The 13953-nt window shown below is 56.2% G+C and carries 8 protein-coding genes; 5 read left to right on the top strand and 3 right to left on the bottom strand.

What is annotated here, in order from left to right; genetic code table 11:
- The first annotated feature begins 395 nt into the window (after positions 1–395).
- From CYPRO_RS10925 to CYPRO_RS10900, 5 genes are all read left to right on the top strand, one after another.
- Positions 396–1577: a 2'-deoxycytidine 5'-triphosphate deaminase gene (locus CYPRO_RS10925; protein WP_114984646.1), complete on the top strand. Its 1182-nt coding sequence runs from the start codon at positions 396–398 to the stop codon at positions 1575–1577.
- 90 nt (positions 1578–1667) lie between these two features.
- The gene (locus CYPRO_RS10920; protein ID WP_114984645.1) at positions 1668–1895 is read left to right on the top strand and encodes a hypothetical protein; all 228 of its coding nucleotides are present in this window, start codon (positions 1668–1670) and stop codon (positions 1893–1895) included.
- Positions 1896–1913: 18 nt separating this feature from the next.
- Complete coding sequence (locus CYPRO_RS10915) at positions 1914–2660, top strand: RsmE family RNA methyltransferase (RefSeq protein ID WP_114984644.1); 747 nt, start codon at positions 1914–1916, stop codon at positions 2658–2660.
- A 125-nt stretch (positions 2661–2785) separates the two neighbouring features.
- On the top strand, positions 2786–3271 hold the full coding sequence (locus CYPRO_RS10910; RefSeq protein WP_114984643.1) for a metallophosphoesterase: 486 nt from the start codon (positions 2786–2788) through the stop codon (positions 3269–3271).
- Between the two features lie 976 nt (positions 3272–4247).
- Complete coding sequence (locus CYPRO_RS10900) at positions 4248–5468, top strand: class I SAM-dependent rRNA methyltransferase (RefSeq protein WP_114984641.1); 1221 nt, start codon at positions 4248–4250, stop codon at positions 5466–5468.
- A 305-nt stretch (positions 5469–5773) separates the two neighbouring features.
- On the opposite strand, the gene CYPRO_RS10895 is transcribed toward CYPRO_RS10900, so the two are convergent.
- From CYPRO_RS10895 to CYPRO_RS10885, 3 genes are all read right to left on the bottom strand, one after another.
- Positions 5774–6037, bottom strand: coding sequence for a PID-CTERM protein-sorting domain-containing protein (locus tag CYPRO_RS10895; RefSeq protein WP_114984640.1), 264 nt, complete (start codon positions 6035–6037; stop codon positions 5774–5776).
- A 220-nt stretch (positions 6038–6257) separates the two neighbouring features.
- Positions 6258–7031, bottom strand: coding sequence for a T9SS type A sorting domain-containing protein (locus CYPRO_RS10890; protein WP_164682688.1), 774 nt, complete (start codon positions 7029–7031; stop codon positions 6258–6260).
- 49 nt (positions 7032–7080) lie between these two features.
- Positions 7081–13632: a LamG-like jellyroll fold domain-containing protein gene (locus CYPRO_RS10885; RefSeq protein WP_114984639.1), complete on the bottom strand. Its 6552-nt coding sequence runs from the start codon at positions 13630–13632 to the stop codon at positions 7081–7083.
- Positions 13633–13953: the final 321 nt, after the last annotated feature.

Below are 13953 nucleotides of genomic sequence, written 5' to 3'. Positions count from 1 at the left end.
GTCCTGTCTTCCGTCTTTTGACTTCTGCCGTCCGCGGTCTGTCGTCCGCCGTCCGCCGTCTCCATTGCCGTCTGCCGTCCAAAAAAAGCAATTCCTTCATCTTTGATTTGGGATCTTGCAAGCTATCACGAAAGACCGTGATGTTCTCTGAGTTTCCCCCAAAAAAAAGATTGTATCAGCTGGTAGGCCGGGGGTGTTGTTGGTATCGGGTGCAAAAACAAGGTCTTGGCTTGCGTTTCAGGAATTGACAAAATCTGAGTTTGATAATTAAATTTAGGTATCTTGATTTTTGTATCGTAATAAAGACGTAAAAATATTCGGAAATTTATTACAAAATCGTGCAGAATTGCCTTCGGATTTTTTTATTGTTGGGGTGGAAATTCTATATTAAGGCCATGAATTTAACCATCCGCAAAAAAGGGATTTTGCCCGTGCAACAGCTCAAACAGCTGGTTTCGTACGGGGTAATCCGAACTGACGCTGCGTATCCTTTTGAAGACGAACAGTTTCAGCCCAATTCAATCGACCTTCGCCTGGGCCGTGTTGCTTATCGCGTGCGTTGCGGGTTTTTGCCCGAAAATGAGACGGTAGAAGCTAAAATAAACAAGCTGTGTCAGCATGAGTTTTCTATTGAAGAAGGGGGCGTGCTGGAGCCCAACTGCACGTATATCATTCCGTTGCTGGAGCACCTGATTCTTCCTGAAACGACTTCTCAAACCTACGCACTGACGGATGGCAGCGGCGGGGAGTTTGCGCTGGAAACCGAGAGCCGGATCAGTGCACGGACCAACCCCAAGAGCACGACCGGACGGCTTGATATTTTTACGCGGCTCGTGACTGATTATTCGCACCGTTTCGAGGAAATCGCTCCCGGCTACAAGGGTCCGCTGTTTCTGGAGGTCGTGCCGAAGTCGTTTCCGATACGGGTGCAGACCGGTCAGAAGCTGAATCAGCTGCGGCTGCGGCACGGCAACACCCGGTTATCGGATGAGGAAGTCCGGGCGGCGCATGCCCGAACGCCGATATTGTTTGGGGAGGGGGGCGAGGCGATCGCGGATGCCGACCTTAAACTCGGTAACGGGCTTTTTATGAGTGTTGACCTTCAGGGCGGTGAAGACGGTCTGATCGGCTACCGTGCCCGTAAAAACCGGGCGGTAATTGACCTGAGCCTGATCGGGTATTACGATCCTTTTTCGTTTTGGGAGCCGATTTATGCGCAGCGGGAAGATTTTATTATTCTGGAACCGGAGGCTTTTTACATTTTTGCTTCCAAAGAACGATGCCGCATACCGGACCATCTGGCCGGAGAAATGGTGCCCTACGATACCGGTTCGGGGGAGCTCCGCACGCACTATGCCGGTTTTTTTGACAGCGGATTTGGTGCCAATCCCGGTGGGGCCCGGGCTGTGCTGGAAGTCCGCTCGCACGACGTACCCTTCCTTGTTGAAGACGGGCAAACGTTTTTCAGCATGGTTTTTGAATCCAATACCGCGCTGCCCGAAACGAGCTACGGCTCCGGGGTAGTGAGTAATTATCAGGGGCAAAACCTGAAGCTCAGCAAACATTTCAAGCCCTAAGCGGGCAGGTTTCGCATTCCTGATCGCTGTTATTGCTTTTTTTTAATGCTACTATTGATACCTGTTGCAACACCCTAATATTGATTTAATATGACGTATGACCGAAGATCCGTAAAGATGTGTGTCTGCCACCGCAAGAAATTTGATGCAATCCTTGAACTGGCTCAGGAGCTCGACTGTAAGACGGTTGATGATATTATTGCCAACGATATTGCCTGTAAGGGATGCGGGATGTGTCACCCGTATGTTCAGAAAATGCTCATTACCGGAGAGACCCGCTTTGTACCCGGTGATGTTTACGTGAAGACCAATAGCTAAGCGCTTTTCTGCGAACCCTTGCACACTTTTTTTACGCCTGAACTAACTAAAGCGGCCTCGCTTGTGCCGCTCCCCCCTGATGAAGCCCATCACGCTGGAAAGGTGCTGCGGCTGCGGGATGGGGATGATATCCGACTCATAAACGGACGCGGGACGGTGGCTTTGGCGCGGTTCAGGCCCGAAGGTAAAAAAAAGGCCTCCGCCGAAATTGTCTCTGCAGAAGAAATGCCCAAGCCTGTACCGGCTGTCACCGTTTTCCTGGGCATGCTCAAAAACCGGCAGCGCATGGAGTGGGCTGTTGAAAAGCTGACCGAGCTGGGGGTACACCGCATTCTGATCGGGGAAACCGAGCGCACAGAGCGGCAAAAACTACGAACTGACCGACTCGAAGCCCTTGCGCTTAGCGCTGCCAAACAAAGTCTTTCGGCATGGATTCCGGAAATTCAGCTGGTTAGTTTTCAGGATGCGCTGGAGCACATGGCCTCAGCCGGAGAAAGCCTGCTGCCGGTGATGGCGCACGAAAAGATGGTCCGCGCTGATGGCAATGCCTCGCAAAGCTTCATGGGAATATGGGATGATGCAAAATCAAAGTCGCCGGCGGAAATCCTGCTTTTTATCGGTCCCGAAGGCGGTTTTAGTGATGATGAAGTTGCGGCGGCCCAAGCCCTGCCCGGGATGAAACTGCTGCACCTCGGCCCGCAGCGTCTCCGCGCGGAAACGGCGGCCGTGGTTTGTGCGGGCTTGTTTTGCGTGTCTCACGTCTAAGCCTGCCGACAGGGAAATCCGGGTGGGGAACGCCTTGAGTTTGACGGGCTTTTGTACTATGATAATTAAACAAGAAAGCGCAAACGACTGTATAAGAAAGCCTCACCTAAAACAGACGTACTCCCATGAAAATCGGACTCATCTCAGATACGCACGATCACGTCACCAACATCCGCAAGGCCATGAGCCTGTTCCGGCTGCAGGGCATCACGACCCTCCTGCATGCCGGCGATTTTTGCAGCCCCTTCACCGTGCCCGAATTTGAGGGTTTCGAGCTGCACGCCGTTTTCGGCAACAACGACGGCGACGCCTACCGCATCCTCATGAAAATGGAGGCCATCGGCGCCGAGCACTACGCTGAGTTTGCGAGCCTCACCTTCGAAGGCCGCCGCATCGCCCTCTATCACGGCACACAGGAAGCCATCTCCGAAGCCCTCGTCAAATGCCGCGAGTACGACGTCGTCGTGACCGGTCACACCCACACAGCCTTCACCAAATCCGAGGGCAAAACCTTGTGGATCAACCCCGGCAGCGCGCACGGCTTCGGCGAGCGCGCCACCGTCGCCCTCTACGACACCCAAACACACGAAGCCGTCATCGCCGAGCTCTAAAGGTGATCGGCAGGCAAGTTGTTTTTGGTGGACGGCGGACCGCGGACCGCTGAAGCGGAATGGACGGAAGACGGATGACGGATGACGGAAGGATACATTAAAAAAAAGGTCATCTCGAACAGCCGGGCATGGCAGGGCTGCAATCAAAGCCCCGGCAAGACAACCTGCACCGACAGCCCATCGAAGCTTCGTGTGAGAGATCCCTTCCAGCGGACCTGCCCCGATATGGATCAACGCTGCGGAGCCCTACTCTGCGAGATCCTTCGACTCCGCTGCGCTTCGCTCAGGATGACAGTTTCGCCACGCGTCAAGCGGCGCGGCAGGCCGCGCCGGGGTTTTGGAAAATGCCCCTGTCATCCTGAGCGGAGCCGGAGCGCAGCGAAGGCGGAGTCGAAGGATCTGGTGATTAGGTTTCGAGTCATGCACAAACTGGAAAAAATCCGGAGAGCCATCTGCCCCGGGTCGTATTCGGCCGATGGAGATCCCTCACATGCCGCCTTAATAGGTTTTGAGCTGGAGTTGATTTTTCTGACTTCGATATGTTCTTGCCAAATGATAAGTGTTCGGGATGACCCGGCCGGCGTTTGGGTGCGGATGATTTCAGTGGCAGGTATCAGCTTTACGGGTCACTTGAAGGTCGTGTGAAGGGAAGTTTGGTTTAAAACATCCTGTCCATCCCTTAATCCTAAAAAATCCTGTTCAAAACAGGACGAAGCGGAGAAAGCCAATCCCGCTGCCTTCGCCCAACCCGCGTGCGATCATCCGCGAGGGCTAAAGCGAAGGCTCCGGAACTCCGCTTTGAAGCAGGCAGGAACTCAGGCTTCAGCAAATCCGGAAATCAGATCACTAATATCTTAACCTTATTCACAACGGTTTCAAGCGGTGCTGTTGAAATTGGCGTATTTTACTTCGTAGCGCTATATATTTGCCAAAACAAACCCGGGACATCAACCTCCTCATTTTAAAATTTGCAGCCATGTCATCCTCTCTTCCTGTCTTGCTCCTCAAACCCGGTCGCGTAAAATCCATGCTGCGGCGGCATCCCTGGATTTTTTCCGGTGCGATAAAAACCGTGACAGGTAAGCCGCAGCCGGGCGAGACAGTTCGGGTTGAGGCGGCTGACGGCACCTCACTGGGTCTCGCCGCTTGGTCGCCTAAATCACAAATTCGCGCCAAAGTATGGAGCTTCGATCCCGCCGATTCAATTGATGAAACTTTTTTCTGGCAGCGGGTGGCGCAGGCTGTGGATTTCCGGGAATCCGCGAGCTTTGCGCCACGGGAAAGCGGTAGTGTCAGCCGGCTGATACATGCCGAATCCGATGGACTCCCCGGAATCGTTGCTGACCGCTACGGGGAAGTCATTGTTATGCAGTGCCTCTCCGCCGGTGCTGAGCGCTGGAAAGCTGTCGTGGCTCGCGCACTTTTGCAGGAAACAGGTGCTGTGGCCATTTATGAGCGCTCGGACACAGAGGTCCGCAAGCTTGAAGGACTGCCCAAAACAAAGGGCTGGCTCCTAACCGCTAAAGGCGCAGGAACAGCCAAGCCCGATACAAGGCTGGTGATTACCGAAGATGGAATTCAGTACCGCATTGATATTGAGGCCGGGCACAAGACCGGTTTTTACCTCGATCAGCGCGAGAGCCGGCGACTTGTAGGGCTGGAAAGTGCGGGTCGGGAGATCCTGAACTGTTTTAGCTACACCGGCGGCTTTTCACTCGCTGCTGCCAAAAACGGCGCAAAACACATCACTTCGATCGATGTATCCGCTGAAGCCCTGCAACTCGCACAGGAGAATGCTGCCCTGAACGGCTTTTCAGCTGATCGTTTCGAATGGGTGCAGGAAGATGTTTTCCAAACCCTGCGCCGCTTCACACAGGAAGGCCGCAGCTTTGACGGCATCATCCTTGATCCACCCAAGTTTGCCCATACTGCCTCACAGGCGCAGCGGGCCGCACGGGGATATAAGGACATCAACCGTCTGGCCTTTGGCCTCCTTCGTCCCGGCGGCTGGCTCGCTACTTTTTCTTGTTCCGGCGGCGTAAATGCCGAGCTGTTCCAGAAAATCGTGGCTTCCGCAGCCCTCGACGCAGGTGCAGAAGCCGCCATTACCGGTCTTTACCACCAATCTGCCGACCACCCGGTGCGTCTCAGCGTACCCGAAACCGCCTATCTCAAAGGCCTGCATTGCCGCATTTGAGTTGATTATTGCTATAAGCTGACGGGGGTTGACCCGCATTATTCACATTTAAACAGGATTTATTCGCTAAATGCAGGTTTAAATTTGGCTTAGTGAAAAAAACCGATAGCCCAAATTTGAGTGTGGTGTAAATACTGTGTAACGAGCGTAGCAATTCCCGCGAAGTGAATAATGCGGCTTAGATAAGTGGTACGACCTAACGGATCCTCAAGCCGCATTTAAAACCCGCACAATCCCGCCAATCCGTCTGATCCGGAGTTCATTATCCACGGTTTGTGGTTTCTCCGCGTAGGGTGTCCGCCTACTCAAGGTTTATGCTTGAGTTTCTTAATCGCGTAGGCACCGCCCGCGGCGAGCAGCAGGGCGAGACCACCGCCGATCGGGGTTTGCTGCGGTGCACCCGGCGGCAGAGGCGGACCGGAAGGATTGCCCGCAGGCTGCGCCGTACCCTGCCGGCCCCAGTCCGGTTCGTCGCGGTACTGCGCTTCAGCGGGATTGATGTCGATGAACAGCACAAGCGCTGCGATAAAAAAGAGAGTGACAAAGAAGTGTTTGATGCGATTTTTCATGAGATCAGAAATTTTGGGGGGAAAAGTTTGTGGACGGAGGACAGAGGGCAGAGGACAGAAGTCAGAAGACAGAAGACCGAGATCAGCAGTTCAGTCTGATTTATCAGTTGGTAGCCGTGATGGATTGCAAAGCATTGCAGCGGGGCGTAGGCTGTTCGCTGCAATGCTATGTGCTGATTCACCTGCAGGGCTTCGCTTCCTGTCCCGGAGGGCGCTGCTTTTATTTGAGCAGCAGCATCTTGCGGGTGATCACCTGATTGCTGGTTTGCAGGCGGTACAGGTACACGCCGCTCGACAGGCGCGAGCCGTCGAACTGCAGGCTGTGGAAGCCCGCTGTCTGCTCCCCGTTGATCAGCGTCGCTACCCGCTGACCCAGCACGTTGAACACGTCGAGGCGGATGTGCCCCGATTCGGGCAGCGCGTACTGTATGGTTGTGGTCGGGTTGAAGGGGTTCGGGTAGTTCTGGTCCAGGGCCAGCTGCGCGGGCAGCTCCGGCTGAATCTGCTCGGGTTCGCTGAACAGCAGCTGCAGCGTGAAACGCGGCGCCATACCCGCGGGACGCCCCTCATTCGCGGGCTGCATCGCAGCTAAACCGGCATTTCCGCCAGTTGGCGCTGTTATATCCAATTGGGCAGGCCCGCTGTTCCGGAAGCCCACCGGCGCCGGCAGTGCTCGCGGATTTACTGAGGAGGCCGACACCGAAGCCATTCGCTCCGTCACCGCGCGGGTCGCTTCAAAGCTGCCCGACGCGGCTTGCATGCGGCGGCCTTCTTCAGCGGCAGGACGCCCCTGCGACGGGCTGTGCCCGAACACATAGGTGCTGCCTGCCTCCATTACCACCGTCTCGCCTGTGTGGTGATCGGTCAGGCGAACCTGCCCATGCTGCCAGTTTTCCAGGGTCGGGATGCGCAGGGTGTAGCTGCCCGCGCGCTGTGCGTCGAACAACAGCGGAAAGCTGTAGGTGTTGCCCGCCTGCATCCGCTGATGCTTCATGCTCAGCGGCCCAAACTGACCATGGCCGCCCCGAAGTCCGAACAGGAGCTCATCCCCAGACCAGCGAGGCCGGCATCCCCAGCTCGGAAAGAACCTGCCCGGCCTGCTCCGCCTCATCGGTCTGCTCAATTTTGAGCAGGCTGCTGCGCGCCTGCGAGCCGTCCGCATTTTCCACCGACAGCAGCAGGTGCAGCGGGGCTTCCGGCTCTTCTTCGTCGCCCTGACGGAAGAGCTGTCCGCCCCCGCCGCCGTTGACCGGCCGATGCGAGGGCCTGAAGGTCAGCGTCCCCGGCGTACCGTCAATCTGCGCAGTCCGGATGAAGAAGCCCTGGAAAGGCGGGATGATGCCATCATGCTGAATCTGCCCCGGCAGGCCCGGGATGTTGAAGCCATAGTGCACGCGGTAGCCGCCCATGCCATCAAAGGTATCGGCGTCGTAAATAAAGATGGGCGGAGCCACTTCGTTGAGCCCGTCGGCGACTACGCGCGTCCAGTCGATGGGGAAGGGAAACGGGTTGGACACCAGATGCCATCCCTGAAAGCCGTCGTCTTCGGTGAGTACGGTGGCCGGGAGCGTGAGCTCCGTTTCTTCGGCGTTAAACAGACCGGCGTAGCGCACATTGAAGGGCAGCTGATCTTCAAAGAAATAGACAATGGCCGTTCGACCGGCTGAGCGGAAGCCCGTGTCGCTGGTTGTGCCCAGAATGTTGGTCGCAGACGCGGGCGGCACCCAGCTTCGGGCGCCCTCATCATAGATAAACACGTTGGGATCACCGTCGTCGCCGGCCGAAGCGCCTGGGAAACCCTGCGTCCAGATGTCGGCCAGCACGTTGTCGTAGCGGGCAAACGCGCCGGGGGCGCCGACCATGCGCCAGCCGGGGGTCGTGCCGGCGTAGGGCGCGTTCAGGAACGGGAAGGGCGCAAGCACGTACTCCCCGGAAGCCAGTTCGCCGGTAAAGGTGAAGGTATTCTGGGCGATGCTCTTGACCCACAGGCTGTCGGACTGCAGTTCCCAGGGCTGATCTGCGGCGGGGCGGTACAGCAGGCCAGGGGACTGCAGCACCGGAGATTCGGCATCGAACCCGTCAAAGGTCAGGGTGAGCGTGCCTTCGGAATCATCGCCGGCCCGCACGCCCCATCCCACGGAGGTGCGCGCATCTATGCCCTGATCTTCGAGCGCGCTGAAGCTGCCGCCCGCATTTGCAGCGGTGCGCAGATCACTGCCTGCCAGTCCAAAGCTGTACAGGCCCGCATCGCTGCCGGTGAGCCCGCTCAGACCCAGGCTGCTGCCTGCCACGCCGACCTGCGCTGCTGTACCGGCGGTTACCACCACTGCCTGCTGCCCTACCGGAGCCGCGCTGATTTGCCAGGCGTTTTCCAATGAGCCGGCGATGGTGGCATGGAAACCGCCGCGCAGGTCGTGGGCGATGGTGCCCTCTCCTTCATCGAAGCGGTAGTAGGCCGTCAGGTCCTGGAAATCGGGCTCGCTTTGGGAAATGGTGCGGTGCATATTCTGGCGGATTTCCTCCGGGCTACGCACCCGGTTCCAGATGCGCAGCTCATCAAACTGACCGTTCAGGAAATTGCCATCATTCCACCTGCCGATAAACACCGTGCCTTCGCCCAGAAACGGGCCGCCTGACGTATCCGAGCCGTCGGCTACTCCGTTCAGATACACAACGCGGCTGTTGGTCGTCACATCGTAGGTGAAGGCCACATGCGACCACTGCTGGGCCGGAACGTCGGTTTGCCCCTGAAGGTCATCCCCAAAAAAGCCCATGTGAACCCTGCCATTGCGCAGAATCAGGTGCAGGGTGCGGTTGTCGGGATTGCCGGGCATCGCCTGACCCAGAATGGCCTGATCCCCGGAAATTGTATTCGGGCGCACCCAGGCTTCTACCGTGAAGCTGCTGTTCACCAGACCAAAATCGGTTCCGGAAACGCCGGGTAGCAGGTCGAATTGGGGCGCAACGGTCGAACCCGCCGCGTAGGGAGCCTTAGCAAGGATGAGTCCGGCCGTGCGTTGCACCTGCGTTGACAGGTTAAAGACTTCCGTACCCGTGATTTCCGAGCTCAGTGCTACCGGGATGTTGTCATTAAAGGTGCCGCTGAGTATCACGCTCACGGACTGCCCGGCGCCGAGGTCGGGTACGTTCCAGCTCAGGGTTTCGGTGTCGAAGCCGTTGCCTTCAGCCTGAAGGTTCAGGAACGCGCCCGTGCGGCTGGCCAGCGTTGCGACCGTGGTCTGGGCCGGTGTATCCAAGCCGGTATTGGTGGCCGTGAGTCGAATACGGAAGCCGTTTTCGTCAGGGTCGCCCAGCTCCAGTATCTCAGTTTCAATCGCGAGCCGGGCCGTGGGGATGGAGATGATGCTGTACTCGCCGGCCAGTACGTCTCCCGAACGCGTAAAGGTTTTGGTATCCGGGTGATGGTTCCAGCCTTCATCAAAATCCCAATCCTGATCAGGGCCGGTTCTGTAAAGCACGAACAGGCGTTCGGCAGGCTCTTCCGACAGGCTCAGCGCTCCGTAGGCGAGTTCGAGATCGGCCTGCAGCGTATCGCCGGGTGTTGTGCTCAGGCTCCAGGTTACGTTGGGACGACCGGTAACGAAGCCGGCAAAGGTTTCGGCGAACGACTCGCCGGTATCGGCGGGGGTGCGGTCCGGGCCGTCGGGCTGGCCGGAAAGGTGCAGGAGCACCTCCCGCTCGGAAACGCCCGAGACGGTTAGCGAAGCACCGGGCAGGCCAACGGCAGCCGGGGTATCCTGCGTAGCTACAGCGTTCTGCTGCCCGAAAAGAACCCCGCCCCGCGTTTTCCATACCTGTGCAGGGAGGTCTATAAAATTTACCCGTTGGCTTCCGGCATAGTCAAAAAGCAGGGGTCCCTGCCCTTCTGTAATGCGGAAATCCGCTGTTAGCGACTGAGACAGGGGGTCATCGGGCGATATATGCCGGTGCATGCGCTCCAGAATCTCTTCCCGTGTGAGCGCCACATCCCAGATACGAAGATTGTGCATTTTATCTTGAAAAGATATCAAATTTACCCTTCGGCCTTGAGAGTCAACCTGATTAGCCGCCATCGTGAGTGTAATCGGTGTGTTGAGGACAACCGGCCCGGTAACATTTACATCGGATGCGGTTTGCACGCCGTCCACAAAAATAGTACGCGCACCGGTTTGTTTGCTGAAGGTAAAGGCGATGTGGTGCCAGCTGCTATCTGCCTGAACAGGGTTGTTAGCCGTTAGCTGACTGCCGTTAAAGCTAAATACGGGATGCCCGTTAATCAGTCCGATGCGCAGCACATTGGAAAACAAGCTCCCAAATCCTATCTGTGACAAGATCGGATCATTAGCTACTACAAAATTTACTCTTCGTTTAACCCAGGCTTCTACGGTAAAATCCGAATCCAGGATCCCCATCAGGCCCGGGTCAGCCAGCGTATTACCCCCGCCTGCTGCACTAGCATAGAAGTCAATATGCTGACCTGTTTCATACACGGGATCAAATACCTGAGCGGTATGCGCTGCATTTCGAATGCCGGCAACCGGATTTACGGCACTGTATGACAGACCGGCAGGCCCGGGGTCAGCCGATCGCGTTGCAGTGACCTGCAGGGTTTGCGTGGCGCCGGCATCCACACTGCTTACGGTCCAGGTTGAACCGCTGAGACTCCCTCCCGAAACCGATATGTTTTCCAGCCCCTGAAAGTTAAGCTCGAAAGCTGATGCCGCGGAGAGGGGATCGGTGCCGGTATTCTTTAACCCTACCACAAACTGTACCGGTTCACCGGGCCCGGCATGCTGTGCGTGTGGTCTTACAAAAGCCGTTAGCGATACGCCCCCAACATCGGTAATGCTGTACTCCCCAGGTAACAAAAACCCGGTGTTATCCCGGCTAAAGGTTCGCTGCGCGGGGTCATGGACCCAGTTACCCGGCGCGGGGTACCACGGCCTACCGGCTTCAATCCGGTGAATCACGTGCAGGTCGCTTCCGCTAAGGGCAGCGACAGCCGAATAATCGAGGGTTACCGCTGTGGGCTGCGGGGTGCCGGCCAGCACTACCCAGCTTACCGGGCTGCGCCGGTGCTGCACGCCTACAGCGTCAAAGCCGTACCCCTCGCCGGGCTGTGTACCCGGTACAAGCGCGCCATAGGGTTCGCCTACGCTGAAGGCCCTGTATTCCGGGGTGCTGAGGGTGATGCGCGCGCCGGCCGGACCCGCCGGGTTGGACAGGGTCGTGGCAACTGCCGCGCCGCTGAAAGCCGACCGGGTGATACCGCCGATAATGGTACCGTTCCGTCTTCCGGCATAGTCAAAGACCGTTGTCGGGCTGTCGGCATCGAAACGGTAGCTGGCAATCAGGCCATCTGCTTCCGGGTCAAACGGACTCAGCTTCAGATGCCTGCGGCGCAGATCAGACAGTTCGGCCTCGCTGAGGGCACGGTTCCAGTACATCACATTATCTATTTCGTAGCCGGTACCATTGCCAATGCGAAGGGTTGCTGCTGTAGTGTCAAAAAAATCATAATCTAGCCTATCTAAGAAAAGCACATCCGATACGAATACCCTAACCTCAATCCGCCCGGCTGTATTTATCGGGGTTGCATTCAAGGTGATGTGCTGCCATTCTGCAAAGGCTGTCGGTTCGCCAAAAAATGATTCTCGTGTAATTTCACCTGCCGGAACAATTTCACTATTTCCTTCTTCTCCAAGTATTCCTCTAAAACGAAATGGCCTTACAAGGTTATCATTCCACTCAAGGGCCCAGATGGAGGAGCCTGAGGGTAAGGATACAATATCCTCTGTTGTTCTCCTGGAGATGATTTCCCCGCCCAAAACGTTTGTGTTTGTCGCCCGTATCCAGAAAGAAACGCTAAACCCGTTTGCGATGGCAAAGTCGCTGCCGACGGGTATTTCCACATAGCCACTGCCATTGGCGCGCAGCGCCCGCCCTCCGCTTGCCGGCGTAACGACCAGGGGTTCTGCTGTTGAAAAGGTCTGATCAGGGGTAACGATATCTAAAAGCCCGGTTGTGGCGCCTTCTGGTATGGTAAAGCGGATGCGGTTGGCTGCAAGCGCAGTAAGGTTTAAGGCGGGTAACCCATTTATCAAAACCCCCGTTGTGGTGTTCGCCGCGGGGAAGCTCAGTTCCACCTGCTGCCCCGGCGAAGCCGCAGCGGGGCTCGCATTGATCCCGCCAAACGGCGTTTGGAAGGCACCGGCATCGGTAGTGCCGCTGACAATCCGTGGGTTTCCTGCGGCATCGTAGGGCAGGGGCTCCGTAGTATTGCCGTTGCCGTTCAGATCGTCGATATCGGAGGGTATGGCCGCAACATTACCAAAACCCACCGCAGGGCTTGATTCATCGGTAATCCGCAGGGCGGCATCAAGCAAAGGATCGGCAAGGCTGTTCTGATCACAGGCAATACCGCCGCTGCAGTTGGCTTCCAGTATGCTGTTCAGCACCGTTCCGCTGCCGGCATATATAACCGAATATATATTTTCCGGGTGATTCAATCCTTCCCGCCCCCATAAAATACTGTTGCGTATGTGTACAGTGCCTGATGCATAAACATGGTTCCCAGTATTCCAGGACAAATTACCGAAGAAGGTACTGCTCACCACTTCCGCCGAACTGCCCTCAGCGACATACAAGGCTCCGCCTTCATTATCATTGCTTACAATACTCGAATCGAAACTGAATATTTGTCCCTGGAATATATACTGAAAAAGCGGCCGATCGAGAGGGGGGCCCGGCAAAGCTCCACCAGCTACATTCCCGTAAAAAACCGTATTCACAAAAAGCGGATTTCCGCCAGCATAGACCGAAGCTCCTCCACCCCGAGACATCGCGTAATTCCCCTCAAAGCGCATGTTCCTCAATATTGCACTGCAGCCGTCGCAGTTGAGACCGCCCCCGGTGTAAAAAGGATTAGGCTGAAAGGAGACTGGATCGAAGAATAATTCGAGATTCTGCTGACCGGTATGCCCGCCCGAAACCGTGAACCCGTCAATTACCGTTTGCCGCGTAATGCCGCTGCCTAACGCCAGCACACTAAACACATTCGAATCATCAGCTATGCCTATTACATCTACAAAACCAATCCTAATCAGAGAAAGATTCACCCTTATGTGATCGATAGGCTGCAGGGTTTCCGGTCGCAGGGTGTTGCCAATTCGATCGCTATCGATATATATGTCCTGCTGCATATCGGCCTGATTCATATCTCCGGAGAGCCTGCTCACGTGCGCCTGCGGGTTTACCCGCTGGGAGAGCTGGGTTTCGGTACCGGCAAAACCACCAAACAACCGCAATCCGTCTTTGGATGAAGGAATAACAAACGAACGGCTCCGGTTTACCCCGGCAATGCGCTGCTGTGTGGGGAAATACGTACCCCCCGCCACCCAGATCTGATCGGCAGCGGTTGCGGCATCAATGGCGGGCTGAAGCTGCGTAAAGGCATCCTGCCAGGAGCTGCCATCATTGGCGCCTGTAGCACTGGCCTTTACAAAAATAACCTGCTGTGCGTAGCCGGCCTGCGCAAAAGCAAGTACGGCAAAAAGCATCAGATACAAACGCAAAAATAAGTCACGGTATCGCATGGGGTACTTAGGATTTGGATTCAGATTTGACACACAGCCCCCGCACTTTTACGCAGAGACCTCTACCAAAATACCCTGACCGGCACCGCAGGTGTTAGTACAGATGTATCAAGTTGTTGTACAGATGTGTCAAAAACCTCTTTTTTTTGCAGAAAAGCGTAGTTAAAGCCCTGTTAACCCATCCCCTGCCGCACAAATAACCCGGCTACTGAGCAAGCCTGAACAACAGCGCAAACCCCATTAACACGCTCCCGCACAAGGCACCCCAATCGCAGCAAAACCACCTATACAATCTTCATACAATCCCCACACACAACCCCT

Source organism: Cyclonatronum proteinivorum (assembly GCF_003353065.1).
In the GTDB taxonomy this organism is placed as follows: domain Bacteria; phylum Bacteroidota; class Rhodothermia; order Balneolales; family Cyclonatronaceae; genus Cyclonatronum; species Cyclonatronum proteinivorum.
This window is presented reverse-complemented; position numbering and strand designations above follow the sequence as displayed.